Raw genomic sequence first — 24,946 nt, forward strand, 5'->3', positions numbered from 1 at the left:
GAAAAACCTCTGAAGGAAACGATGGCGCGGATTATCGGCTGGCGCAGCTGTGCGATAAATGGGAGCATCCGGACAACACTTTTGCGCGACTCGCACAGCAGGACACAGGATGCACGGGCTCAACGAACTGGGATTCAAGGCGCTAAGGCTGTTTGTGGCGGTGCTCGATCACGGCAGTTTTTCCGAAGTCGCCCGCCGTGAGGGCGTGGCGCCCTCCTCTATTTCCCGGCAGATCCAGTTGATGGAACAGGCGCTGAACCAGCAATTGCTCTACCGCCACACCCGCGCGGTCACGCCGACCGAGGCCGGGCGCATGCTCGGCCACCACGCGCGGCTGGTGCTGGTGCAACTGGAAGAAGCCGAACAGGCCTTGCAGGAACAGCAAAGCGAACCGACCGGGCTGGTGCGGATCAACGCCCCAGTGGTATTTGGCCAGCGCCATCTGACGCCGTGGCTGGGCCGTTTGTGCGAGCGCTATCCGAAGCTGCAACTGGACATCCAGCAGACCGACCACTACATCGATCCGTTGCAGGAAGGCGCCGACCTGCTGTTCCGCATCGGCCCGCTGCACGACTCGAGCATGCAGGCGCGGATTCTGGCGCCGCACCGTTTTCAGGTCGCGGCCAGCCCGGCGTATCTCAAGCGCTTCGGTACGCCACATCATCCCGACGACCTCGCGCGCCATCAGTGCCTGGCCTACAAGGGCGCGACCGGTCAGCAGCGCTGGTTCTTCCGTCAGGGTCAGGGCGAGTGGACACCGTATGCAGTCAAGGGCCCGATTACCGGCAACCATGCGGACACCCTGACCCAGGCCGCAGTGCAAGGGCTGGGGCTGGTGATGTTTCCGTCATGGCTGATCGGCGAGGCCGTGCGTGAGGGCACGCTGGTGCCGGTGTTGGGGGATTATCAGGTGTCGAACAGTGTCGAACCGCAGCAGATTGCGGTGCTGTGGCCGGGGAGCCGGCGATTGTCGGTGAAGGTGCGGACGGTGATTGATTTCTTCATGGAATGCTTCGGCGAAGTGCCCTACTGGGACAGAGCATGAGCCTTACACAAAACCCAATGTGGGAGCGGGCTTGCTCGCGAAGGCGTCGTGTCAGTCAGCCATTCTGTATCTGACACAGCGCATTCGCGAGCAAGCCCGCTCCCACAACGTTTTTGCAGCAACCTTTAAATACGGAACTGGCCCACCAGTTTGCCCAGTCGCTGGCCAAGTTCGGCCAGACTGCGCGACGTCTGCGCCCCCAACTGTGTCTCATCCGCCACGTTATCCACCGCCACCGCAATCTGGTGCACGCTGCGGTTGATCTCTTCCGCCACAGCGGTCTGCTCCTCGGCAGCGCTGGCAATCTGTGCGTTCATCGAGTTGATGGTCGCAATCAGATCCGCCATCGCATCCAGCGAAGCCCCCGCCTGATTGGCCTGGGCCGACGTGCCGTCACCCGCCTCGCTGGAACGGCGCATCGCTTCAACCGCCGACTGCGTCCCCGCCTGCAAGCGGTCGATCATCCCCTGAATTTCCTGAGTGCTGATCTGCGTGCGCGAAGCCAGCGCCCGCACTTCATCCGCCACCACCGCAAATCCGCGCCCGGCCTCGCCCGCCCGTGCCGCTTCAATTGCAGCGTTGAGCGCCAACAGGTTGGTCTGTTCGGCAATCGAACGGATCACCCCGAGCACGCCGACAATCGATGACACGTCCTGCTGCAGGCTGTCGAGGGACACGCCGCTGCTGCGGATGTCGTCCACCAGCGCATGAATCTGTTTGATGCTGCCGGCCACCACGCGCTTGGCGGTCTGGCCTTCTTCGTCGGTTTGCTGCGCGGCAACGGCAGCGTTCTGCGCGCTCTTGGCGACTTCCTGGGCGGCGGCGGACATTTCGTTGATCGCCGTGGCGACCTGATCGGTTTCGTGACGCTGACGTTCCATGGCCTGATCGGAGCGCTGGGCCTGATCCGACACCTGGGTCACCAGACCGGTCAGTTGCGAGGTCATCTCGGTGATCTGCCGCACCAGACCGTGGATCTTGTCGACGAAACGGTTGAACGAGCCGGCCAGTTCGCCGAGTTCGTCCTGGCTGGTGATGGTCAGGCGCCGGGTCAGGTCGCCCTCACCCGCCGCGATGTCATCGAGGTTGGCTTTCATCAGGGTCAGCGGTCGCAGAATGGTGTTGGCCAGCAGCATCCCCGCTGCCGCGATCACCAGCAGCACCACCACTGCCACGCCGACGATGCTCAGCACCACGCCCTGCATGCGTTCCTGCACCTTGGCCTCGACCACCGCCACTTGCGCTTCGATGCCATCGAGGTTGACCGACGTACCGACTGCCATGTCCCACTTCGCCAGGTATTCGGTGTAACCGAGTTTCGGCACCAGCACTTGCGCGTTGCCCGGCAACGGCGAGCTGTATTGCAGGTAGTGGGTGCCGTCTTTCGCGACCTTCACCAGATCGCGGTTGACGTAGACGCCGTTCGGGTCGCGGTTGTCCTTGAAGCTTTTGCCCACGCCTTCCGGGTCGTTGGCCTTGAACAGGCGCACGGTCTCGGAGTCGTAGCCAAAGAAGTAGCCGTCCTTGCCGTACTTGATGCTCGACAGCAGCTTGATCACCTGCGCCCGCGCCTCGGCGTCACCGGGGGCGGCAGCGTCGTACAACGGTTTGATGGTGGTCATGGCCACGGCGACATAACTGGCCAGGGTGGCCTTGGCGTCGCCGAGCAGGCGTTCGCGGGTCTGTTCGACTTCCTTGCGCGCCTGTTCCTGAAGGATGAACAACGTGGTCAGGCTGATCACCAGCGCAAAGAGCAAGACCGGAAGGACGGCAAGGGACAGGACTTTAGCCTTGAGACTCAGGCGCATGGGGGCTCACTCTTTTGGTTTTATTGGCGTGGTTAAAGGCTTTAACGGCACGCGAAACCAAAAGTTGAGCTGCGGCTTGAGATCGACACCTCGACGCCGATCGTTCCCACGCTCTGCGTGGGAATGCAGCCCGGGACGCTCCGCGTCCCGAAGCGTGACGCAGAGCGTCACAAGAGGCGTTCCCACGCAGAGCATGGGAACGATCACGTCAGAGGACCATCGCAGCCACCCAGCCAAACGCCAGCAGCGGCAGGTTGTAGTGCAGGAAGGTCGGAACCACGGTGTCCCAGATGTGGTGATGCTGGCCGTCGATGTTCAGACCGGAGGTCGGGCCGAGGGTCGAGTCCGAGGCGGGAGAACCGGCGTCGCCCAGGGCACCGGCCGTGCCGACGATGCAGACAATCGCCATCGGGCTGAAGCCCAGTTGCACGCACAGCGGCACGAAAATCGCCGCCAGAATCGGCACCGTGGAAAACGACGAGCCGATGCCCATGGTCACCAGCAGCCCGACCAGCAGCATCAGCAAAGCACCGATGCCCTTGCTGTGATTGATCCACGATGCCGACGATTCGACCAGGGTCTGCACCTCACCGGTGGCCTTCATCACTTCGGCGAATCCGGAAGCGGCGATCATGATGAAGCCGATCATCGCCATCATTTTCATGCCTTCGGTGAACAAGTCATCCGTCTCGCGCCATTTGACGATGCCCGACGCCGAGAAGATCAGGAAACCGGCCAGCGCCCCGATAATCATCGAATCCAGCAGCAACTGAATAATGAAGGCTGCGGCAATGGCGACACCGGCGATCAACAGGCTTCGCGGGTTGTACTGCACCGCCACCTGCTCGACCTGCTCGATTTTCCCCAGGTCGTAGACGCGCTTCTTGCGATAACTGATAAAGGCGATGCCCAGCCCCACCAGCATGCCCAGCGCCGGAATGCCCATGGCATGGGTGACGTTGATCCCGCTGATGTCCACGCCACTGCGGGCAACGTTGGCCAGCAGGATCTCGTTGAGGAAAATGTTGCCGAAGCCCACCGGCAGGAACATGTACGGCGTGATCAGGCCGAAGGTCATGACGCAGGCGATCAACCGGCGGTCCAGTTGCAGCTTGGTCAGTACATATAAAAGCGGCGGTACCAGCAACGGGATGAACGCGATGTGGATCGGCAGGATGTTCTGCGAAGCGATCGCCACCACCCACAGCAGGCCGATCAGCAGCCATTTGACGCTGCCGCCACCGGTCGAATGCTGGCGGTTGACCATCGCCAAAGCCTTGTCGGCCAGCGCGTGGGCCAGGCCAGACTTGGCAATCGCCACGGCGAAAGCGCCGAGCAACGCGTAGGACAACGCCACCGTCGCCCCGCCACCCAAGCCACTGTTGAAAGCCTTGAGCGTGGCGTCGATGCCCAGACCACCGGTCAGGCCACCGACCAGCGCACCGACGATCAATGCGATCACCACATGCACCCGGGACAGGCTGAGGATCAGCATGACGCCGACCGCAGCAATCACTGCATTCATTTCACTACCTCGAAAACACGACGGTAAAGCCATTCACCGCCAGACAGGATGAGTCCGGCCGACAAGCCACGAGGGTCGCCAGCGGATTTGCATAGAGGGTCTTATTAGAAGGGCGCGCACTGTGCCGCAGCGCGGGCGCAGTGTCAAAGCGACTGGTCGCAACACTGTGTAACTTTCCATGATCAATCCGCTGAACAGGGCATATCCGCCACAACATGCGTCAATTCGCCATATTGCCTTTGCGCCATAAAGAAAGCTGAAACGCGGCCGCTACAGTGCAAAGTCTCAGATATTTATCGAATAAGGACGTTTCCATGTCACTCAGACAACTTTCCATCCAATGGAAAATCACCCTGCTCGCCGGGCTCTGCCTGGCCGGTATCGTGACCCTGTTGGTGGGTCTTTCGCTGTATCGCATGGAGCACAGTTCCGAACTGGTGAAAGCTTCGAGCATGGAAATGCTCACCGAGTCGGCCCAGGCCCGCATCGAATCCCAGGGCGAAGTCCAGGCGGCGGGCATTCGCCAGCAGTTCATGGACGCCTATCAATATGGCCACGGTTTTTCGCGTCAGGTGCTGTTCCTGCGCGAACAGGCCGAGAAGCGCTTCCTCGATGCCTTCGACCTGCGCGAGGACATGACCCGTCAGGTGAAATCGGCGCTGCAGGCCAACCCGGATCTGCTCGGCCTGTCGCTGGTGTTCGAAGCCAACGCGCTGGACGGCAAGGACGAACTGTTTGCTGGCCAGGCTGAACTGGGCAGCAACGACAAGGGCCGCTTCGCGCTGTACTGGTCGCAGCCGACCCCGGGCAAAGTGACCTCGATGGCGCTGCCGGAAAGCGACATGGCCGACACCAGCACCGGCCCCAGCGGCCAGGCCGCCAACGCCTGGTTCACCTGCCCGCGCACCACGCTCAAGCCGTGCGTGATCGAACCCTACTTTTATGTGATCGACGGGCAAAAGGTGCTGATGACCAGCATCGTGTTCCCGCTGATGGTCAACGGCAAAGTCATCGCCTCGCTGTCGGTGGACATCAACCTCAACAGCCTGCAAGCAATCAGCCAGAGCGCCAGCAAAAAGCTCTACGACGGCCAGACTGCCGTGAGCATCGTCAGCCCCGCCGGCCTGCTTGCCGGTTACAGCCCGGACGCCAATAAACTCAGCCAGCGTCTGGATGCCGTGGACACCGCCAGCGGCGCCGAACTGCTGCGTCTGCTCGCTTCAAGCAAAACTGTCAGCAGCCTGCACAGCAACGCGCAGTTGAAAGTGCTGTCGCCGTTCCAGCCGATTCCTGGCGGCCCGTCGTGGGGCGTGCTGCTCGATGTGCCGGAAAAAGTCTTGGTAGAACGCGCCGAAGCGCTCAAGCAGCAACTGGATGCCAGCAACACGTCGGGCACCCTGATCGAACTGAGCCTGGGCGTAATCGCCGCGCTGATCGGGCTGTTGCTGGTGTGGCTGATGGCACGCAGCGTGACCAAACCGATACTCGGCGTGGCCCACATGCTGGAAGACATCGCCAGCGGCGAAGGCGACCTGACACGGCGTCTGGCCTACGACAAGAAAGATGAACTCGGCCAGTTGGCCGGCTGGTTCAACCGCTTCCTCGACAAGCTGCAACCGATCATCGCCGAGGTGAAACGCTCGGTGCAGGATGCGCGCAACACCGCCGACCAGTCTTCGGCGATTGCGACCCAGACCAGCGCCGGCATGGAGCAGCAATACCGTCAGGTCGATCAGGTCGCCACCGCGTCCCACGAAATGAGCGCCACCGCCCAGGACGTCGCCCGCAGCGCCGCTCAGGCTGCCGAAGCCGCCAAGGATGCCGACCGCGCCACGCGTCAGGGCCTGACCGTGATCGACCGCACCACCGCCAGCATCGACACCCTCGCCGCCGACATGAGCGCAGCGATGGTGCAGGTCGAAGGCCTGGCCGCCAACAGCGAGAAGATCGGCACCGTGCTGGAAACCATCCGCGCCATCGCCGAGCAGACCAACCTGCTGGCCCTCAACGCTGCCATCGAAGCCGCCCGTGCCGGTGAGGCCGGACGCGGTTTTGCGGTGGTTGCTGACGAAGTGCGCAACCTCGCCCGCCGCACTCAAGAGTCGGTGGAGGAAACCCGCCAGGTGATCGAGCAACTGCAGAACGGCACTCAGGACGTGGTCGGCTCGATGGGCAACAGCCATCGTCAGGCTCAGGGCAGCGTCGAGCAGGTCGGCCAGGCCGTGACGGCGCTGCGCCAGATCGGCGATGCAGTGACGGTGATCAGCGATATGAACCTGCAGATCGCCAGCGCTGCCGAAGAGCAGAGCGCGGTGGCCGAAGAGATCAACAACAACGTGGCGACGATTCGTGATGTGACGGAATCGCTGTCGGGGCAGGCGAATGAATCGGCGCGGGTGAGTCAGTCGCTCAATAGCCTGGCGAATCAGCAGCAGAGTTTGATGGATCAGTTCCGGGTTTAAAAACCACCGTAACTTTTGTGGGAGCGAGCTTGCTCGCGAAAGCGATCTGTCAGATACAAAAATAGTGACGGACATGCACCTTCGCGAGCAAGCTCGCTCCCACAGGGTAGATTTTCATTGTGCTAAGGATTAGCGCCGAGGCAGTTGAATCTCTACCTTCAACCCGCCCCATTCGCTCTCGCCCAACACCAACACCCCGCCCCACGCTTCGACGATATCCCGCACTATTCCCAGACCCAACCCATGCCCCTGGGTCTGTTCATCCAGCCGCGTCCCGCGACTGAACACCTGATCGCGCTGAGCCTCGGGAATCCCCGGCCCGTCATCTTCCACGCTCAACACAAAATCTTCAGCTGACTCGACCACGCTCAGACGCACCTCGGCATCGGCCCATTTACAAGCGTTGTCCAGCAGGTTGCCGAGCAGTTCCAGCAGGTCTTCACGATCCCACGGCAATTGCAGGCCGGGTGGAGAGACGTAACTCAGTTCCAGATGTTCGCCATGGATCATGTTCAACGTCGACAGCAGGCCCGGCAGCTCTGCATCACAATCGAACAGCGCCCCCGGGAGCGCATCGCCGGACAGGCGTGCACGGTTGAGCTCGCGATTCAGCCGTTGCTGGACCTGTTCCAGTTGTTCCTTGAGGATCTTGCGCAACTCTGGATGCGCGTCGAGTCGTTCACTCGACGCCAGACTCAACAACACCGCCAGCGGGGTTTTCAGCGCGTGCCCGAGATTGCCCAAGGCATTGCGTGAACGCTTGAGGCTGTCTTCGGTGTGCGCCAGCAAATGGTTGATCTGCGCCACCAGCGGTTCCAACTCTTCCGGCACCTGTTCGTCGAGTTGCGAACGCTGACCTTGCTGCAGTTGGGCGATCTGTTCACGGGCTCTTTCCAGCGGACGCAAAGCACGACGCACCGTGAGCCGTTGCAGAATCAGAATCAGCAATAAACCGGCCAGGCCGAGGCCGAGGCCGATCTGCCGCATGCGCTGGAAGCTCTCGCGCACCGGCGTGTAATCCTGAGCCACGCTGATGGAAATCGACTGACCAAGCCGTCGATAGTCCGAACGCAATACCAGCAACTGCTGGCCGTCCGGCCCCAATTGCAGGTTGCTGTGCAAACCGGGTCGTTCGAGCAGCGGCAAATCCTGATCCCACAAGGATCGGGAACGCCAGTGGCTTTCCGCGAAGTCGATGCGGAAGTAATGCCCGGAAAACGGCCGCAGATAAGCCGGCGACAAGTGTCGCTCGTCCAGTTGCAAGCCTTGCGGACCACGAACCAATGCCACCAGCAGGCTCTCGCTGTCGTTGCGTAACCCGGCTTCGAGATAGCGCTGCAAACCCGCCTCGAACAGCCACAGACTGGTTTGCGCCAGCAGCACGCCGACGACCACCAGCACACTGATCAACCCCAGGCTCAAACGGCGCTGGATCGATCTCACGAAGCCTGTCCGCCAAACAGATAACCCTGACCGCGACGGGTTTCGATCACGCTCTTGCCGAGCTTGCGCCGCAGGTGATTGACGTGGACTTCAAGCACGTTGGAATCGCGCTCGGTTTCACCGTCGTAGAGGTGTTCGGCGAGGTGGCTCTTGGAGAGGATCTGCTCCGGGTGCAGCATGAAATAGCGCAGCAAACGAAACTCGGCGGCAGTCAGTTGAATATCGGCGCCGTCACGCACGACACACTGGCGGCCCTCGTCCAGGTGCAGCCCGGCGGCCTTGAGCGTCGGCTGGTTGGCCTGGCCTTTGGAGCGACGCAGCAGCGACTGAATGCGCAAATACAGTTCTTCCGGGTGGAAGGGTTTGGTCAGGTAATCGTCGGCACCGGCCTTCAGGCCTTCGATGCGCTCGGCCCAGGAATCGCGGGCGGTAAGAATCAGCACCGGAATCGTCAGACCGCCGGCGCGCCATTGCGCCAGCACCTCAAGCCCCGGCACGCCGGGCAGACCGAGGTCGAGGACGATCAGGTCGTAGGGCTCGCTGCTGCCCTGATAGACCGCATCGCGCCCGTCCGCCAGCCAGTCCACCGCGTAGCCTTGGCGTTGCAGGCCGGCGAGCAATTCGTCGGCCAGCGGTACGTGGTCTTCCACCAGAAGCAAGCGCATCGGTCAATCTTCCTTGTCTTTCACGAGTTCGCCGGTGTCGGCCTTCAGGTGCAGCTCACGGGCCACGCCTTCGACGGTCAGCAACTCGACTTCATAAATGTAGACGTCGTGTTTCTCTTCCAGCTCGACTTCCAGCAGTTTCGCGCCGGGATAACGGTCCATCGCCTGCTGCAATACCTGCTCCAGCGGCAGGATCACGCCCTGCTTGCGCAGATTGAGGGCTTCGTCGGGACCCAGGTCGCGGGCCATGGCCGTCGAGCAAAACATCACCAGCGCCAATGCCGTACAGCGAGTGGCGCGAACATTCACCTTCATTACGTATCCTGATGATCCTTGAGCACTTGCCCGCTCACCGCGTCCAGTTCCAGATCCCATTCCAGGCCCTGCGGATCACGCAGTTCGATCTGGTAGATGTACTTGCCGTACTGTTCTTCCAGCTCGGTGTCGGTGATCGTAGAACCCGGGTGTCTGGCCAACGCGGTGGCGTTGAGCTTCTCGAAGGAGACGATAGTACCAGCGTCGCGCAGGCGCAGGGCTTCATCCGGGCCGAGATCGCGGGCGTGAACGGTGCCGGCGGTGAGGCCGATGATCGAGGCAAGGGTCAGGGCAGTCAGGGTTTTCATGGTGTCTCCGTGTTTTTGTGTGTCGCTACGGCCAGCACCATAACGGTGCGAACTTAACTGAAACTGAATTGCCATCATTGGGTCTGCTTCTGCAGCCATAGCAACATGTGCTTATAATCTTCGCTTGCTAACGATCGAGACCGGTATGACCGCCATTCACATCAAGTTCCCTTCCCTGACCCTCAAGGCCGGCCCCCGGGCCATGGCGCGCATTCGTGCCCAAGGCCTGAACGCCGCCGACGTCGGCACCCTGCCCGGCGCTGCCGGTGGGCCGAAGGCGCTGGGGATTCAGGGGCTGGATCTGGCGTTGTTCGGCGAGTGGCTGCCGGCGGCACCGCGGGAGCGTTCGCTGATCGGTGCATCGGTGGGGTCGTGGCGCTTCGCCAGCGCCTGTCTGCCGGACGCCGCCGAAGGCATCCGTCGCCTCGGTCATCTGTACACCGAGCAGAACTTCAACAAGGGCGTGACCATCGGTGAAGTCAGCCGCAGTTCGCAGCGCATGCTCGACGACCTGCTCGACGGTCGCGATGCAGTACTGCTCGACAACGCTCATTACCGCTTGAACATCATGGTGGTCAAAAGCCACGGGCGGTTGGCCGACGATCATCGCGGCCGGCTCGGGCTGGCGCTGGGTTCGGTGATCGCCGACAACCTGCGGGGTCGCGCGCGGCTGTCGCGGCACTTCGAACGGCTGATTATCCACGACCCGCGCCTGGCGCCGCCGGTGCATGCGCTGAATGATTTCCCGTCGCGCTTCGTTGCCCTTGATGCCGGCAACCTGCGTCAGGCGCTGCTGGCGTCCGGTTCGATCCCGATGGTCATGGAAGGCGTGCGCGACCTGCCGGGCGCCGGTGCCGGCACGTTCCGCGACGGCGGTTTGCTCGACTATCACCTCGACCTGCCCTACAGCGGCGACGGCATCGTGCTCTATCCGCACTTCACCGATCGGGTGATTCCGGGCTGGTTCGACAAGACTCTGCCTTGGCGCAAAGCCTCGACCGAGCGCCTGCAGGATGTGCTATTGCTCGCGCCATCCAAGGACTACCTGGCACGCCTGCCCTACGGCAAACTCCCCGACCGTAACGACTTCAAGCGCTTCATGGGCGATGCGCCGAGCCGGCAGAAATACTGGCGCGCGGCGATGGACGAGAGCCGACGGCTGGGCGACGAATTCCTCGAACTGACTGCCAATGGTCGCCTCGCCGAGCGCTTGCTGACCCTTTAGTCAGCACAGCCCTGGACAAGCTGGTAAACTCGCCGCCTGCCCGAATTCGCTGCGGCGAACGCCATCTGAACAGAGCTGAAATCACTGTGGAAATTTTCAAAGAGTTCACCTTCGAATCCGCCCACCGCCTGCCCCACGTACCGGACGGCCACAAGTGCGGACGCCTGCACGGTCACTCGTTCAAAGTGGCGATTCACCTGAGCGGCGACCTCGATCCGCACACCGGCTGGATCCGTGACTTCTCCGAGATCAAGGCGATTTTCAAGCCGCTGTACGAGCGTCTGGATCACAACTACCTGAACGACATTCCGGGCCTCGAGAACCCGACCAGCGAAGTGCTGGCCAAATTCATCTGGAATGAATTGAAGCCCCTGCTGCCGGAACTCAGTGCGATCCGCATCCACGAGACCTGCACCAGCGGTTGCATCTATCGCGGCGAATAACCAGCCCGGAAGTCGCTGAAAGCCCTGTGGGAGCGAGCTTGCTCGCGATAGCGGTTTACCAGTGAAGCAAATGTTGCCTGACACGGCGCCTTCGCGAGCAAGCTCGCTCCCACAGGGATAGAAGGCGCCTCAGTGTTTGAATAAACAGCCCCCGAGGCTGTTTTTTTACGCCTATGCTTTTTGGCTCGAAACCGCCAAGAGGACAGGCCCATGACGGACTGGCTGCTGGATCAGGTCTTTGATTTCAACGGACGACAGATTCGCCACGGAGTGCGCGGCGACGGCCCGCCGCTGGTGTTCGTGCACGGCACGCCCTTCTCTTCCTACGTGTGGCACCGCATCGCGCCGCACTTTTTCGCCACGCACCGGGTGCATTACTTCGACCTGCTGGGCTACGGCCGATCCGAGCAACCGGACGCCGATGTCTCCCTCGGCGTGCAAAACGAATTGCTCGTGCGGTTACTGGATCACTGGAATCTGCAACGCCCGGACGTGGTCGCCCACGACTTCGGCGGTGCCACCGTGCTGCGCGCTCATCTGCTCAACGGCAAGGATTACCGCAGCCTGACCCTGATCGACCCGGTGGCGCTGACCCCGTGGGGTTCACCGTTCGTGCAGCACGTGCGCCAGCATGAAGCGGCGTTCAGCGGCCTGCCGGATTACATCCAGCGCGCCATCGTGCCGGCCTACATTCGCGGGGCGATTCACCGGGATATTCCCGATGATGAACTGGCGCCCTACGTGCAGCCGTGGCTGGGTGATCCGGGGCAAGCGGCGTTCTACCGGCAAATCGCGCAGATGGATCAGCGCTACACGCTGGAGGCGCAGCCGCTGTACCCGACGATCCGCTGCCCGGTGCAGATTCTCTGGGGCGAAGAGGATCAGTGGATTCCCATTGAACGCGGGCGCGAGTTGCACAAGCTGATTCCCGGATCGCAGTTTCACCCGATCCCGAACGCCGGGCATCTGGTGCAGGAGGATGCGCCTGAAGCCATCGTCGCTGCTCTGCTGCGCTTCCTGTGAACCGAAACACAACCCGTGGGAGCCAGCCTGCTGGCGACAGGGCCGGCACATTCAACGTTTGCGTTGTTTGACACACCGCCCTCGCCAGCAGGCTGGCTCCCACATTGTGCTTTGGTGGGTGCAGGCGCACCGCTTTCGCGCCAAATCCGCCACCTCGTCTATACATAACCCCGTCAATCCGTGACTGGCACGACCGCTGCAACATCCCCCGCGTCCTCCCCTTTCCAGCAAGGAACGCCCCATGACGCAAAACGATCCCGGCAACGATTACCCCCTCAGCGAAGTGCCGATGCACGCGCGCAAAGGCCTGGCCTCCACGGCGATGGTGCTGCTCGGCTTCACCTTTTTCACCGCGACCATGTTTGCCGGCGGCAAGCTCGGCGTGGCGTTCAACTTTGGCGAGTTGCTCGCCGTGATCGTCATCGGCAACCTGCTGCTTGGCGTGTACGCCGCAGGACTGGGTTACATCGCCTTCAAGAGCGGGCTGAATTCGGTGCTGATGGGGCGCTTCTGTTTTGGCGAAGTCGGCAGCAAGCTCAGCGACCTGATCCTCGGCTTCACCCAGATCGGCTGGTACGCCTGGGGCACCGCGACGGCGGCGGTAGTGCTGGGCAAGTATTTCGATCTGAACGAAGGCACGGTGCTGGGGCTGATGGTGCTGTTCGGCCTGGTGTTCTGCGCCACGGCGTATGTCGGTTATCGCGGGCTGGAGATTCTGTCGTACATCGCGGTGCCGGCGATGATGTTGCTGCTGATGCTGTCGATGTGGGTCGCGACCGTGAAAGTCGGCGGCCTCGACGGATTGCTCAGCGTCGTACCCAGCGGTTCGCTGGACTGGTCGACTGCCATCACGCTGGTGTTCGGCACCTTCGTCAGCGGCGCGACCCAAGCCACCAACTGGACGCGTTTTTCCCGCTCGGCACGGGTCGCGGTGCTGGCCAGCCTGATCGGCTTTTTCATCGGCAACGGCCTGATGGTGCTGATCGGCGCCTATGGCGCAATCGTCTATCAGCAGCCCGATGTTGTTGAAGTATTGCTGTTGCAAGGCTTCGCCATGGCGGCGATGGCGATGCTGTTGCTGAACATCTGGAGCACCCAGGACAACACCATCTACAACTTCGCCGTCGCCGGTTGCAACCTGCTGCGCACCGGGCGCCGCAAGACCGTGACCCTGGCCGGTGCAGTGATCGGCACGGCGCTCGCACTGCTGGGCATGTACGACATGCTGGTGCCGTATCTGATCCTGCTCGGCACGGTGATCCCGCCGATTGGCGGCGTGATCATGGCGGACTTTTTCTTCCGCTGGCGCGGGCGTTATCCGCGTCTGGCCGACGCACGGTTACCGGCGTTCAACTGGCCGGGGCTCGCGGCTTACGCGGCCGGGACGGTCGCGGCGTTCGGCTCGCCGTGGGTCGCGCCGCTGGTCGGCATCGCCGTTGCCGCGTTAACGTATATCGCAGTGACCGACCTGCTCGGCGCCCGCAACGCGGCCGCCCCTCTACAAGATCTATAAAAGGATTCGCCCGATGCACATCATCAACGCCCGACTGCGCAACCAGGAAGGTCTGCACGAATTGCACCTCGAAGACGGCCTGATCCGCAGCATCGCGCGCCAGACCGAAGCGCCGACCCTGGGCCCCGACGACCTCGACGCCGGCGGCAATCTGGTGGTGCCGCCCTTCGTCGAGCCGCACATTCACCTCGACGCCACCCTGACCGCCGGCGAGCCGCGCTGGAACATGAGCGGCACGCTGTTCGAAGGCATCGAGTGCTGGGGCGAGCGCAAGGTCACCATCACCCAGGAAGACACCAAGACCCGGGCGAAGAAAACCATTCAGACCCTCGCCGCCCACGGCATCCAGCACGTGCGCACCCACGTCGACGTCACCGACCCGCAACTCACTGCGCTCAAAGCGATGCTCGAAGTGCGCGAAGAAAGCCGTCACCTGATCGACCTGCAAATCGTCGCGTTCCCCCAGGAAGGCATCGAGTCATTCCGCAACGGGCGCGAGCTGATGGAAGAAGCGATCCGCATGGGCGCGGACGTGGTCGGCGGGATTCCGCATTTCGAGTACACCCGCGATCAGGGCGTCAGCTCGGTGAAATTCCTGATGGACCTGGCCGAGCGCACCGGCTGTCTGGTGGACGTGCACTGCGACGAAACCGACGACCCGCATTCGCGCTTCCTCGAGGTGCTGGCCGAAGAGGCTCGCAGCCGCGACATGGGCGCGCTCGTGACCGCCAGCCACACCACCGCGATGGGCTCCTACGACAACGCCTACTGCGCCAAACTGTTCCGTCTGCTCGGGCATTCGGGGATCAGTTTTGTCTCCTGCCCGACCGAAAGCATTCACCTGCAAGGACGCTTCGACAACTTCCCGAAACGCCGGGGCGTGACTCGCGTCAACGAGCTGCTCGAAGCCGGCATGAACGTCTGCTTCGGTCAGGACTCGATCGTCGATCCGTGGTATCCGCTGGGCAACGGCAACATCCTGCGGGTGCTCGAAGCCGGGCTACATATCTGCCACATGCTCGGCTACCGCAACCTGCAGAGCGCGCTGGATCTGGTGACCGACAACAGCGCCAAAGCCATGCACCTCGGTGAACGCTACGGCCTGGCACAGGGCCGCCCGGCCAACCTGCTGATCCTCTCGGCGGACAGCGATTACGAAGTGATCCGCAGCCAGGGCCTGCCGCTGTATTCGATCCGCAACGGCAAGGTGCTGATGAAACGGCAGATGCCGGTGGTGGAGTTCGTCTAAGGTGTAGAAGTCGGCGTCGCAACGGCGCCGACTTCTCTCGATGGACGCCCTGTCATGCCGTAGTTCGCGCGTAGTTGCTCCGCTGCCATCCTCATTTATCCGTGAGGACGCGACATGAAACAAAAACCTTCTTCCGATCCAGTGGCCACGCTGTACCGCGAAGGCCGTCATGCGTTTGTCGATCTGGTGCCCGACGGCGGTGCCCGGCTCGACGCCTTGTTTCACACTGCCCCTGCATTAGGCGAACTGGCGGTTGGCGTGGTGTACGGGCATTTGCACTCGCGACCCGGCCTTGATCCACGATTGCGCGAAGCGGTGTCGTTCGCCGCAATCATTGCTTCGGGCATGGTTGGACCGCCGCTGAGCGTCCATCTCAAGACAGGGCTGGCGTCAGGCCTGGCGCCCGGTGAAATGACTGAAGTGCTGCTACAAGCTTCGGCTTTTGCAGGTTTCCCGCGAGCCGTCAGCGCAGCGGAACAGCTCAATCGTCTGTTCGAGGAAGCAGGACTGGCATCACCGCCACCGTCCACGCCAAGAGAAATCACTCTGAAGTTTTGCGCAGCAGTTCGCGAGGGCCATTCACCCATTCCGATAAGTGCTGCAGTGAAACGCCAGTTACGCGAGGCGAACCGGCTGACGGTACAAGCCTGTGCAGCTCAAGCTGTCATCGTCGAATGCTTCAGAGATTCGGAAACCGAACCGCGAGCCCTGCTGCATCTGACGGTGGAGGCTGATGCCGTGGTAGCGGTGAAACTTTTCAGGGTTCAGTGAAACACGCGATTTCCTGGTTATGGATTGGGGCGCCATTATCGCAAAACGATAGTGTCGCCCTGTCAGATCTGACAGGCGACAAGCGCAGCGAACCGGCCCACAGTACGCCCCAAGGGATCCATCGTTCCCGGGGGGACGATCATGAAAGGGACTTCACCATTTCGCCTGAGCTTCGCTGTCTGCCTGATGATCGCCACAACGGCAGCGGCGATGGCTGGCGTTCGCAACGGCAGCGGTGAAGAAATCCTGTTGCAAGGCTTTCACTGGAACTCAAGCCGCAATCAAACACCTTGGTATTCGGTACTTGCGCAACAGGCGACGACCATTGGCAAAGACGGATTCACCCTGATCTGGATGCCGCCGCCATGGACCGATTCCTCGCAGTGGAATACGCCCACGGCTGCCGGCGGCGGTGAAGGTTACTTCTGGAACAGCTTCGACAAGAACGGCCGTTACGGCAGCGATCAGCAACTCAAACAAGCAGTGCTGGCGCTCAACAACGCGGGCGTGAAAGTCGTCTACGACGTCGTGCCCAATCACATGAGCGATAAAGCGGTCTATTCGATGTTCCCGCAAGGGACCAACGAATGGCGGCAGGACTGCATGCACTGTGATGAAGGTGACCCGTTCATGGATGGCGCAGCCGACCTGAACACTGCCAATCCGACAGTCTTCGACGCCTTCAAAAAAGAATTCATCAATCTGCGCGACAACTACGGGGCTCAGGGTCTGCGCTTTGACTTCGTCCGTGGCTACGCACCGGAAACCGTGGATCGCTGGATGAACGCCTTCGGCAACCAGCAATTCTGTGTCGGCGAAAACTGGAAAGGCCCAAACGAATACCCGCAGGGTGACTGGCGACGCAACGCGAGCTGGCAGGATGTGCTCAAGGACTGGTCGGATCGCTCGCACTGCACGGTGTTCGATTTTGCTCTCAAGGAGCGCATGCAGAACGGCTCGCTCGCCGAGTGGCGCCACGGTTTGAATGGCAATCCGGATCCTGCCTGGCGCGCAATCGCCGTGACCTTCGTCGACAACCACGACACCGGTTACTCGCCTGGCGCCTACGGCGGCCAACATCACTGGGCGCTGCCCGATCTACTGGTCAATCTGGCTTACGCCTACATTCTCAGCAGCCCCGGTACACCGACCGTGTACTGGCCGCACATGTACGTCTGGCAGCGCGATCAATTGATCCGGCAATTGATCAAACTGCGCAAGGGCGCCGGTATCCGCGCGGATTCGCCGATTCGCTTCAACACCTTTTATTCGGGGCTGGTTGCAACCACGTCGGGCGTGAGCGGGACGTTGGTCATAGCGCTGAAGTCCGATCTGCAGCAGTTGCCGCAGGGGTTGGGCACGCCGACCTTGAGCTGGGACAACGGCGATATCCGGATCTGGAGCGGCCCTGTCGAACCTGCGACCGTGGCAGTCAACGTGCATTGCGACAACGCCAATCCGCAACCGGGCGAAAGCGTCTATGCGGTGGGTTCATCGCTTGAGTTCGGGGCGTGGGACCCACAACATGCGATAGCGCTGACGCTGAACAACAACCGCTGGAGCACAACCGTCGAGGTGCCAGGTCAGCAAAAGCTCGAGTGGAAGTGCATCGTGCGTGGCCAGGCTCCGACAGCGGTGTATTGGCAGGCCGGCGCGAATAACGCATTCACCAGCGGTGCCGTGAACGACACTGTCGGGCGCTTCTGATCTCGGGGTTTCAACTATCTTCGTCGGGCATTGCGGTGCCGAACAGGCGCACGCCAGTCAGTTCTCCATCGCGTTCCTCCAGCAGGATCGGCGCCGTACCGCCAGGCATTACCACCTGCACTTCTCCCGTCGACACCCAGCCCACCCGCCACGCAGCGCTCGCCACCGCACTGGCGCTGGTGCCGGATGAGGCGGTTGGCCCCTCACCCCGTTCGAACACCCGCGCCACAATGCGTTGATCGCCGGCGCGCATCGCCCATTGCAGGTTGACCCCGGCCAGGCACGGTTGGCCGGCGCCGGTGGGCATGGCGAAGGCGATGGCGGTCAGACTGTCCATCAGCGGCGATTCAAGCATCTGCGCGTTGCTTGGCAATGCGGCTTCATCCTGCACCAGCGTCACGCAATGTGGATTGCCGATACGCACGAACTGGCTGTGCGCCCAGGCGGGATCGAGTTGCTCCAGCGGTCGAACACGGCTGACCTCCGCACCGTTGAATGGCACCGGCTCAACGCCGAGCGCACCGACCGCTGACGGGCCGAAACCGGGCTGGCCGAGGTCCAGCCAGAAGCCTTGAACGTCCGCCACTTGCGCTGGTTTCACCGAGGTTGGCACTGGCGATTGCGCGTCCTGTTTATCGTGATGCACCCGCAGCGTCGCACCCTCCTGCGGCATCAGCCCCTGTTCTAGCAACGACTGGGAGAAAATCGTCAGGCCGTTGCCGCTGCGCTCGGCCAGCGTGCCGTCGGTGTTGACGATCAGCAGGTCAAAGGGTGGCGAGGATTGAAACGGGCCGATCAACAGGCCATCGCTGCGGTGGGACTTGCTGCCCGCGGGGCGCCGGCCTTCGGGCCAATCGCAGCACAAGGCAATCGCGGCGCGGCTCCACGCCAGTCGAGACAAGGCACACTGCGTGGCACTGGCGGGCAAATCGATTCCCGAGTCTCTCAGCGCCTGCGGTGAAATCACTCCGTAGATATTGCCCCGTGCATCGTAGAACTGCGTCATGAACCGCCCCTCGGTTTCAAGTTGCCAAAGGCGTCACTGTAAAACGCAATTCCCTGTGGGAGCGAGCTTGCTCGCGATGGCGGTGTATCAGTCAATGAAAGTTCGACTGACACGACGCTATCGCGAGCAGGCTCGCTCCCACAGAAAAGCTGTGCAAGGATGTCCGCTGCTGAAACGTTTTTTGCCAAGGATCGTTATGACCAGCCTCACCCCTCAAGACACGTTCGTTCCCGGACGCCTCGAACAGATGTCCACGCGCATCGCCTTCTTCATCGCCGGGCTCGGCATCGCCGCGTGGGCGCCACTGGTGCCCTACGCCAAGGCGCGGGCCGGGCTCGATGAAGGCACGCTGGGGTTGTTGCTGCTGTGCCTGGGCGTTGGCTCGATTCTGGCGATGCCGCTGGCGGGGATTCTGGCCACGCGGTTTGGCTGCAAAAAAGTGGCCACCGGCGGCACGCTGCTGATCTGCGCCGCATTGCCGTTGCTGGCGACGGTGTCGTCGATTCCGGCGCTGATCGCCACGTTGTTCATGTTCGGCGCCGGGCTCGGCACGGTGGATTCGACGGTAAACCTGCAAGCAGTGATCGTCGAGCGGGCCAGCGGCAAGAACATGATGTCGGGGTTTCACGGCCTGTTCAGCCTCGGCGGGATCGTCGGCGCGGCGGGCGTGAGTGCCCTGCTCGGTCTCGGTCTTTCGCCACTGGCGGCGATGCTGGTGGTGGTCGTGGTGCTGATCGCGGCGCTGTTCAAGGCCGTGCCGCACATGTTGCCTTACGGCAGTGAAAGCTCGGGGCCGGCGTTCGCGGTGCCCCACGGAATCGTGCTGTTCATCGGCGGGATGTGCTTCATTGTGTTCCTCACCGAAGGCGCAGCGCTGGACTGGAGCGCGGTGTTTCTGGCCCAGGAACGCGGGATCGACACCGCCTACGCGGGGCTGGGTTACGCAGCGTTCGCGCTGACCATGACGGCCGGCCGTTTGACCGGTGACCGGATCGTCCGGGCATTGGGTGCGACCCGGATCATTCTGTTTGGCGGTCTGCTGGCGGCGGCGGGATTGTTTCTGGCGACATTCGCCCCGAGCTGGCAAGCCGCGCTGCTCGGTTATGCGTTGGTCGGTGCCGGGTGTTCGAACATCGTGCCGGTGTTGTACACAGCGGTGGGCAAGCAGACGGTGATGCCAGAAAGCATCGCCGTGCCGGCAATCACCACACTGGGTTATGCAGGGATTCTGGCGGGGCCGGCGGTGATCGGGTTTGTCGCCCACGCCAGCAGCCTGAGTTTTGCCTTCGGGCTGATGGCGACGTTGCTGGTGGCGGTGGCGATTGGCGGGAAAGCGCTGAAGGTCTGAGCCTGATCTGATCTGTTCAGATCGTTCCCACGCTCTGCGTGGGAATGCAGCCAGGGACGCTCCGCGTCCCAAGAAAAGCGGACGCGGAGGTGTTCCCACGCAGACGGTTCGACGTGGGAACAATCAGTACAGATCAGAAGCCTACGCTGGCCTGCACGAAGAACGTCCGTGGCGTGCCCACGTAGATCCCCGAGTTGTTGTCACTGGAGCGGGTGAAGTACTGCTTGTCGAAGATGTTCTTCACCCCGGCGCCAAGCTTCAGGTTCGACAACTGCGCACCAAAGTCATACCCGCCACGCACGTTCCAGGTCACGTAACCCGGAATGTCGCCGTACTGCCCGTCCGCCGTGCCTTCGGTGATGTAATTGCCATTGAAGCTGCCATCAGCATTCACGCCAGTGCCGGGCGAACGCTGTTTGGACTGGGCAAAACCGTCGATGTTGTAGGTCCAGCGGTTGATGTCATAGCGCAGGCCGACGGTGGCCACCTGACGCGAATAGAACGGCAGGTCGCGGCCCTTGAAGCCTGGAATCTCGCCTTCGTACGTGGCGCGGGTGTAGGTGAAGCCGGCGTTGGCGGTCAGGCCATCGAGGCGCGGATCGAGCGCCGCCAAGTCGTAGTGCACCGAGGCTTCGATACCCTGGTGCTTGGTCGCGCCGAGGTTGGTCCAGCCCACATCGTTGCTGATGTATTGCAATTCGTCATCGAAGTCGATGTAGAACAGCGTCACTTCACCGCCCCACACGTCATCGTTGTAGCGCGTGCCGATTTCGTAAGTCTTGGCTTTCTCCGGCTCCAGACCATTGGCGGTTTGATCACCCGAGCCGCCTTGGCCGAGCTGGAAGTACTGCAGGCTACCGAACGACGTCTCGTAGTTGGCGAACAGCTTCCACGCATCGGACAGGTGATACATCACGCTCAGAGCCGGCAACGGCTCGTTGCTCTCGATGCTGCGATTCTTCTCCGGCACGCGTTTGCCGGCGGTGTCGAGCACGGCGCGATCATGCCAGTCGGTGCTGATGTGCTCGAAGCGAATGCCCGGGGTCACGGTCCAGTTGCCGACGTCGATCTTGTTGTCGATGTAGACCGAGTTGGCCTCGGTGCCGCCGGTGCGATCCTGGAACACGTGACCGTCGGAGGTTTTGGTGACCACCGGCACATTGTTGACGAGCGCCAGACGGCTCGACTGCTCGTGCATCGCCTCTTTCAAATAACGGTAACCGACGCTGACTTCCTGGGTGGTCGGGCCGACGTCAAACACACGCGAAACACGCGGCTCGATGCCCAGCGTGTAGTAGGAGCGCGGAAACGAGCTGAGGGTTTTCTGATCGCGGGCGGCGATGGTGCTGCCGCGAAAGCTGTCGGAATAGTAGGTCAGCACTTCCGCCTGGGTGCGCTCGTCGATCTGCCGGATCCACTTGAACGACACGTCCTTGCGGCGGCCGCTGAAGCCGTCATAGTCGCGGTCGGACTGGAACGGTTTGTCGTCGTACTGCTTCTGCGTCAGGCCGCCGGGCATGTCGGCGCTGGCGTCGTAGTAGTGGAAGTTGAGGCTGAAATCGTCCTGCTCGGTCGGTGCCCAGTGGGTCTTGAGGATCACGTCGTCGATGTCGTTGCCGTTGTTGCGCTCGCGGTAACCGTTGCCGTTCACACCCGAGTACAACAGCGCCATGCCGATGCCGTTGTCGGCGGTGCCGCCAAGGAACGCGGTGTCGATGTGTTTCCAGCCACCGTGCTGCGAGGTTTCCAGGGTGGTGCCGATTTCACCGGTGGTTTTTTCTGGAATTGCGCGGGTTACGAAGTTGATCACGCCGCCGACGTTCTGCGGCCCGTAACGCACCGAGCCGGCACCACGGACCACGTCGATGCTGTCAAGGTTGCCGGAAGAGATCGGCGCCATCGACAGCTGTGGCTGGCCGTACGGAGCGAACGCAGCCGGCACACCGTCGATCAATACGGTGGAGCGTGGCGACAGGCGCGACGTCAAACCCCGCACGCCGACGTTCAGCGAAATATCGCTGCCGCCAGTGCCGTTGGCTTCCTGCACCTGCACGCCCGGCACGCGGCGCAGCACGTCGCCGACGTTCATCGCGCCCTGCTCGACCATCACTTCGCGGCGGATCACGGTACGCGCGCCGGGGTGGTTCTGCACCACAGCGGCGTTGGCATCGCCGAGCCAGTCGCCGACCACTTTGATGTCGGTCACGCCCAGCTCCAGCGGGCCGTTGGCGGCGGAAGTCGGGGCCGGAGACAAGGTCACCGAACCGTCATTGATCTGGTAGTCCAGACCGCTGCCTTGCAGCAATTGGCGCAGGGCCTGCTCCGGGGAAAGATTGCCGTCCACAGCTGGTGCCTGTTTGCCGGCGACCAGGTCCGGGCTGAAAAACACCTGCAACGACGTTTGTTGGCCCAGTTCGCTCAAGGCCTGACCCAGCGGCTGTGCGCGGATGTGAATGGCTTCGGCGGCGAAGGCCATCGGCACGGCAGTGTTGACCGCCAGCGCAAGCGCCAGCGGTAACCAAGGGGATTTTTTGTTTTTGGTGGTGGAGTTTTTCACGTCGAACGGAGTCCTGTGGATCGCAAGAGTGTGCGGCTGTTAATGCAAACCAGTTGCAGTTGAACAGGAAGACGACGAACTCGAAAAAAACCTGAATTTTATTTTGAAATTATTTCCTGGCTGCCGTCGGCAAGGGTGCGCACGGCCACCGGCAGGATGTTCGGCAAGGCCTTGAGCAAGGCATCGGTGTTATCGGATTTGAACACGCTGGTCAGGCGCAAATTGGCCACAGCGGGGTTAGAGACCTTCAGCGGCTTGTCGCGATAACGCGACACTTCCTCGACGACTTCGCTGAGGCTGGCGTTGTTGAACACCAGTTTGCCACTGCGCCAGGCCGTCAGTTCCGCCGGGTTGACCGCGTAGGCCGGCGCCACTTTGCCCTGGGCATCGATCCGCGTGCCGAGGCCGGCGGTGAGGCTGATGAAATCGGCATCGGCCGCATCACGGCCCTGCACCTTGACCGTGCCCTGCTCCACCGCGACTCTGGTTTGCGTCACGTCGCGCCGCACATCGAAACGGGTGCCGGTCACCGTAACCTTGCCACTGCCGGCCTCGACCACGAATGGGCGAGAAGTATCGTGCTCGACGCTGAACATCGCCTCGCCTTCAGTCAATTCGATGAGCCGCCGATCCTTCTCGAAACGCACCTGCAAGCGGCTGCGGCTGTTGAGGTCGATCACCGAGCCGTCCGGCAACGCCACATGCTTGCGCTCACCCAGCGCGGTGGCGAACTCGGCGCTGTAACCTTGCGGGTGATTCAGACCGCTGAACAGGCCGAGCCCGAGCGCCACCGCCACCACGCTGGCCGCCACGGCATAACGCAACAACGGACGGCGTTCGCGCCGCGCTGGCGGGGTTTCGCACAAAGCTTTAAGCCGTGGCGCCGGCAGCAGATCCGCCGCCGTCCACAAGCCTTGCAGCAACTGGAATTCGTCACGGTGCTGCGGATGCTCGTTCAGCCACGCATCGAAGCGCTGCTGTTCGTCGACACTGACGGCCGGCTCCTGCAAACGCACAAACCAGCGTGCCGCGTCATCGCGCACCGTTGTTTGCCCGCACGCGCAATCACGAGTATCCATCATGGAATGTCCTGTTTGGCTGGGGATGAAAAGACGCCACGGCTCATGATTGCGCCCCGTCCAGGCGATCACGCAGATGCCGCAGGGTGCGGATCATATACTTTTCCACCATGTTCTTGGACAGGCCCAGGCGTTCGGCGATTTCCGCCTGGGTCAGGCCTTCGATCTTCTGCCAGACGAAGATTCGTCGGCAGTTGACCGGCAGCTCCGTGAGCGCGCGTTCGATGGAATCGGCCAGCTGGATCGCATGCATGTAATGCTCCGGATCGCCGGTCGGCGACTCACTGAGATCGATCGCCTCCGACTCCATGGCGCCCCGCCGGTCCTCACGCCGATAGCCGTCCACCGCGATATTGCGCGCGGTCTGGTGCAAATACGCCCGGGGTTGCTGCACCGCCGACGAATCGGATTCGAGCACCCGCACAAAGGTGTCGTGCGCCAGATCCTCGGCCTGCGAGCGATTGCGCAGGCGACGGGTCCAGGTGCCGATCAACTCTTCGTAATGCTCGAGAAAGCCGGGTCTGCGGGGCAGCATGGGGATCATTGCGGCGTGCTGAGGAAAGGGGCGTGAATAGTAATGCTTCCTATTAAGCCGAGGCAACGTATTCCTCGGGAATGCCGACGAAGCTGTTTCCCCACCCCTCCAGCGCTCTAACCCGCGTTAATCTCTGCCTTGCGCGAGCAGAACCACCCATGCATCAATCCCGCCTGAAAGAACTGGACCGGCGCCTCGAACCCGGCCGACTCGATCAGACCGGCGACTTGCGGCGCCGGCAGAATCGCCACATCCCGGGCATAGGCCAGACGCGCTCGCTCGAGCATTTGCGCCGGCACCTGGGCCGATGCCATCAGCGTCATCCAGTGACGCAGCAATGCTTCATAGGCCGGCGATGCGGTGTCAGAGGCAAGATCAGCATTCGCCAGAACCCCGCCCGGCAGCAGACGACGGGCAATCTCATGGAAAAAGTCGATACGGGCCTGGGGATCGAGCAAAAACTGCGATACCAGAAAACAGGTCGCACCGTCGTAACCGGATTCATCCGTCAGCGTATCGAGATAGCCTTCATGAAACCGGCAACGGGCGAGAAAACCGCCCTCTTTCGCTCGCTGACGGCATACGTCGAGCATGGCGCCCGAAGGGTCGACTGCGGTGAATTCCCAGCCGGGAAACTGCTGCGCCAGATGCGCCATTTCTACACCGGTGCCCACGCCGACGCAGAGTATCCGGGCATTCGCCGGCAAGCCCGCGAACACGGAATCCAGCAGTAAATACAGGGCATCACGCAAGGGCGCCATGCCGCTCCACTGTTTGTCGTATACAGCTGACTGCTGGTCGAACAAGGCCTTGAGTGCTTGATTGTCCATGGAAACCTTCCTCTGCATCGTGATCAAGTGCACCGCGCAGATCGCGGTGCACATTCCATTATTGCAGGGCTGTCAAGCCACCCGGCTGA

Annotated in this window: 21 protein-coding genes and 2 pseudogenes; 11 read left to right on the top strand and 12 right to left on the bottom strand. The window is 62.1% G+C overall.

All coding sequences use genetic code 11. The annotated features are described in order from the left end of the window. The first annotated feature begins 109 nt into the window (after positions 1-109). Positions 110-1,045 (top strand): LysR family transcriptional regulator, encoded by a 936-nt coding sequence (locus tag CAF63_RS17145; RefSeq protein WP_085686663.1) that lies wholly within the window; start codon positions 110-112, stop codon positions 1,043-1,045. A gap of 125 nt (positions 1,046-1,170) precedes the next feature. Here CAF63_RS17145 and CAF63_RS29295 read toward each other — a convergent pair whose 3' ends face one another. From CAF63_RS29295 to CAF63_RS17155, 3 genes and pseudogenes are all read right to left on the bottom strand, one after another. After that, positions 1,171-1,992 carry a methyl-accepting chemotaxis protein gene (locus tag CAF63_RS29295; protein WP_371807413.1) on the bottom strand — a complete coding sequence of 274 codons (822 nt, stop codon included), beginning with the start codon at positions 1,990-1,992 and terminating at the stop codon, positions 1,171-1,173. 84 nt (positions 1,993-2,076) lie between these two features. Next, positions 2,077-2,853 (bottom strand): annotated as a pseudogene (locus CAF63_RS29300) (cache domain-containing protein); the annotation flags it as partial. Positions 2,854-3,061: 208 nt separating this feature from the next. Then, positions 3,062-4,378 (bottom strand): Na+/H+ antiporter family protein, encoded by a 1,317-nt coding sequence (locus CAF63_RS17155; RefSeq protein WP_085686667.1) that lies wholly within the window; start codon positions 4,376-4,378, stop codon positions 3,062-3,064. Between the two features lie 1,457 nt (positions 4,379-5,835). Between CAF63_RS17155 and CAF63_RS29305 the strand changes: the two are divergent. Together CAF63_RS29305 and CAF63_RS29310 are read left to right on the top strand one after the other, a co-directional pair. Next, positions 5,836-5,982, top strand: a pseudogene (locus tag CAF63_RS29305) (HAMP domain-containing protein); the annotation flags it as partial. Positions 5,983-6,084: 102 nt separating this feature from the next. Then, the gene (locus CAF63_RS29310; RefSeq protein ID WP_371807414.1) at positions 6,085-6,840 is read left to right on the top strand and encodes a methyl-accepting chemotaxis protein; all 756 of its coding nucleotides are present in this window, start codon (positions 6,085-6,087) and stop codon (positions 6,838-6,840) included. A 129-nt stretch (positions 6,841-6,969) separates the two neighbouring features. Here the strand turns inward: CAF63_RS29310 and CAF63_RS17165 are convergent, their stop codons facing one another. The 4 genes from CAF63_RS17165 to CAF63_RS17180 are packed head-to-tail and all read right to left on the bottom strand — an operon-like array spanning position 6,970 to position 9,571. Further along, positions 6,970-8,283 (bottom strand): sensor histidine kinase, encoded by a 1,314-nt coding sequence (locus tag CAF63_RS17165; protein ID WP_085686671.1) that lies wholly within the window; start codon positions 8,281-8,283, stop codon positions 6,970-6,972. Next, complete coding sequence (locus CAF63_RS17170; protein ID WP_011335105.1) at positions 8,280-8,948, bottom strand: response regulator transcription factor; 669 nt, start codon at positions 8,946-8,948, stop codon at positions 8,280-8,282. The genes CAF63_RS17165 and CAF63_RS17170 overlap by 4 nt, the downstream gene beginning before the upstream one ends. A 3-nt stretch (positions 8,949-8,951) precedes the next feature. Further along, complete coding sequence (locus tag CAF63_RS17175) at positions 8,952-9,263, bottom strand: PepSY domain-containing protein (protein ID WP_011335106.1); 312 nt, start codon at positions 9,261-9,263, stop codon at positions 8,952-8,954. Continuing rightward, entirely contained in the window at positions 9,263-9,571 is a 309-nt protein-coding gene (locus CAF63_RS17180) for a PepSY domain-containing protein (RefSeq protein ID WP_085686673.1), read from the bottom strand. Before CAF63_RS17180 ends, CAF63_RS17175 begins: the two co-directional genes overlap by 1 nt. Positions 9,572-9,716: 145 nt before the next feature. Between CAF63_RS17180 and CAF63_RS17185 the strand changes: the two genes are divergently transcribed. From CAF63_RS17185 to CAF63_RS17215, 7 genes are all read left to right on the top strand, one after another. Further along, a complete protein-coding gene (locus CAF63_RS17185; protein WP_085686676.1) occupies positions 9,717-10,796 on the top strand; it encodes a hypothetical protein in 1,080 nt (359 codons plus the stop codon). 86 nt (positions 10,797-10,882) lie between these two features. Further along, positions 10,883-11,239 (top strand): 6-carboxytetrahydropterin synthase QueD, encoded by a 357-nt coding sequence (gene queD / locus CAF63_RS17190; RefSeq protein ID WP_007955941.1) that lies wholly within the window; start codon positions 10,883-10,885, stop codon positions 11,237-11,239. A 210-nt stretch (positions 11,240-11,449) separates the two neighbouring features. Continuing rightward, on the top strand, positions 11,450-12,262 hold the full coding sequence (locus tag CAF63_RS17195) for an alpha/beta fold hydrolase (RefSeq protein WP_085686678.1): 813 nt from the start codon (positions 11,450-11,452) through the stop codon (positions 12,260-12,262). A gap of 241 nt (positions 12,263-12,503) precedes the next feature. Beyond that, a complete protein-coding gene (gene codB / locus CAF63_RS17200) occupies positions 12,504-13,775 on the top strand; it encodes a cytosine permease (RefSeq protein ID WP_085686680.1) in 1,272 nt (423 codons plus the stop codon). 13 nt (positions 13,776-13,788) lie between these two features. Then, positions 13,789-15,024, top strand: a complete 1,236-nt coding sequence (codA, locus tag CAF63_RS17205; protein ID WP_085686682.1) for a cytosine deaminase — start codon at positions 13,789-13,791, stop codon at positions 15,022-15,024. A gap of 114 nt (positions 15,025-15,138) precedes the next feature. Next, positions 15,139-15,795, top strand: coding sequence for a carboxymuconolactone decarboxylase family protein (locus CAF63_RS17210; protein ID WP_085686684.1), 657 nt, complete (start codon positions 15,139-15,141; stop codon positions 15,793-15,795). A gap of 141 nt (positions 15,796-15,936) precedes the next feature. Then, positions 15,937-17,502, top strand: a complete 1,566-nt coding sequence (locus tag CAF63_RS17215; protein ID WP_085686686.1) for a glucan 1,4-alpha-maltotetraohydrolase domain-containing protein — start codon at positions 15,937-15,939, stop codon at positions 17,500-17,502. A gap of 10 nt (positions 17,503-17,512) precedes the next feature. On the opposite strand, the gene CAF63_RS17220 is transcribed toward CAF63_RS17215, so the two are convergent. After that, entirely contained in the window at positions 17,513-18,508 is a 996-nt protein-coding gene (locus tag CAF63_RS17220; protein WP_085686688.1) for a diaminopimelate epimerase, read from the bottom strand. Between the two features lie 196 nt (positions 18,509-18,704). Here CAF63_RS17220 and CAF63_RS17225 point away from each other — a divergent pair, with 196 nt between their 5' ends. After that, positions 18,705-19,856, top strand: coding sequence for an MFS transporter (locus tag CAF63_RS17225; RefSeq protein ID WP_064597996.1), 1,152 nt, complete (start codon positions 18,705-18,707; stop codon positions 19,854-19,856). Between the two features lie 133 nt (positions 19,857-19,989). Here CAF63_RS17225 and CAF63_RS17230 read toward each other — a convergent pair whose 3' ends face one another. The 4 genes from CAF63_RS17230 to CAF63_RS17245 all read right to left on the bottom strand — a co-directional run bounded on the left by CAF63_RS17230 (position 19,990) and on the right by CAF63_RS17245 (position 24,857). Then, positions 19,990-22,413 (bottom strand): TonB-dependent receptor, encoded by a 2,424-nt coding sequence (locus CAF63_RS17230; protein WP_085686690.1) that lies wholly within the window; start codon positions 22,411-22,413, stop codon positions 19,990-19,992. A gap of 98 nt (positions 22,414-22,511) precedes the next feature. Continuing rightward, the gene (locus CAF63_RS17235; RefSeq protein WP_085686692.1) at positions 22,512-23,495 is read right to left on the bottom strand and encodes a FecR family protein; all 984 of its coding nucleotides are present in this window, start codon (positions 23,493-23,495) and stop codon (positions 22,512-22,514) included. Between the two features lie 40 nt (positions 23,496-23,535). Then, positions 23,536-24,036: a sigma-70 family RNA polymerase sigma factor gene (locus CAF63_RS17240; protein ID WP_045121794.1), complete on the bottom strand. Its 501-nt coding sequence runs from the start codon at positions 24,034-24,036 to the stop codon at positions 23,536-23,538. 107 nt (positions 24,037-24,143) lie between these two features. Next, the gene (locus CAF63_RS17245) at positions 24,144-24,857 is read right to left on the bottom strand and encodes a class I SAM-dependent methyltransferase (RefSeq protein WP_085686694.1); all 714 of its coding nucleotides are present in this window, start codon (positions 24,855-24,857) and stop codon (positions 24,144-24,146) included. Positions 24,858-24,946: the final 89 nt, after the last annotated feature.

It is taken from the genome of Pseudomonas sp. B20(2017), assembly GCF_002113125.1.
In the GTDB taxonomy this organism is placed as follows: Bacteria; Pseudomonadota; Gammaproteobacteria; order Pseudomonadales; family Pseudomonadaceae; genus Aquipseudomonas.

Coding starts and splice junctions, on each gene's coding strand:
- CAF63_RS17145 (WP_085686663.1), top strand. CDS start 110: ATGCACGGGCTCAACGAACTGGGATTCAAGGCGCTAAGGCTGTTTGTG.
- CAF63_RS29295 (WP_371807413.1), bottom strand. CDS start 1,992: ATGACCTCGCAACTGACCGGTCTGGTGACCCAGGTGTCGGATCAGGCC.
- CAF63_RS17155 (WP_085686667.1), bottom strand. CDS start 4,378: ATGAATGCAGTGATTGCTGCGGTCGGCGTCATGCTGATCCTCAGCCTG.
- CAF63_RS29310 (WP_371807414.1), top strand. CDS start 6,085: ATGGAGCAGCAATACCGTCAGGTCGATCAGGTCGCCACCGCGTCCCAC.
- CAF63_RS17170 (WP_011335105.1), bottom strand. CDS start 8,948: ATGCGCTTGCTTCTGGTGGAAGACCACGTACCGCTGGCCGACGAATTG.
- CAF63_RS17175 (WP_011335106.1), bottom strand. CDS start 9,263: ATGAAGGTGAATGTTCGCGCCACTCGCTGTACGGCATTGGCGCTGGTG.
- CAF63_RS17180 (WP_085686673.1), bottom strand. CDS start 9,571: ATGAAAACCCTGACTGCCCTGACCCTTGCCTCGATCATCGGCCTCACC.
- CAF63_RS17185 (WP_085686676.1), top strand. CDS start 9,717: ATGACCGCCATTCACATCAAGTTCCCTTCCCTGACCCTCAAGGCCGGC.
- CAF63_RS17195 (WP_085686678.1), top strand. CDS start 11,450: ATGACGGACTGGCTGCTGGATCAGGTCTTTGATTTCAACGGACGACAG.
- codB (WP_085686680.1), top strand. CDS start 12,504: ATGACGCAAAACGATCCCGGCAACGATTACCCCCTCAGCGAAGTGCCG.
- codA (WP_085686682.1), top strand. CDS start 13,789: ATGCACATCATCAACGCCCGACTGCGCAACCAGGAAGGTCTGCACGAA.
- CAF63_RS17210 (WP_085686684.1), top strand. CDS start 15,139: ATGAAACAAAAACCTTCTTCCGATCCAGTGGCCACGCTGTACCGCGAA.
- CAF63_RS17215 (WP_085686686.1), top strand. CDS start 15,937: ATGAAAGGGACTTCACCATTTCGCCTGAGCTTCGCTGTCTGCCTGATG.
- CAF63_RS17220 (WP_085686688.1), bottom strand. CDS start 18,508: ATGACGCAGTTCTACGATGCACGGGGCAATATCTACGGAGTGATTTCA.
- CAF63_RS17225 (WP_064597996.1), top strand. CDS start 18,705: ATGACCAGCCTCACCCCTCAAGACACGTTCGTTCCCGGACGCCTCGAA.
- CAF63_RS17235 (WP_085686692.1), bottom strand. CDS start 23,495: ATGATGGATACTCGTGATTGCGCGTGCGGGCAAACAACGGTGCGCGAT.
- CAF63_RS17240 (WP_045121794.1), bottom strand. CDS start 24,036: ATGATCCCCATGCTGCCCCGCAGACCCGGCTTTCTCGAGCATTACGAA.
- CAF63_RS17245 (WP_085686694.1), bottom strand. CDS start 24,857: ATGGACAATCAAGCACTCAAGGCCTTGTTCGACCAGCAGTCAGCTGTA.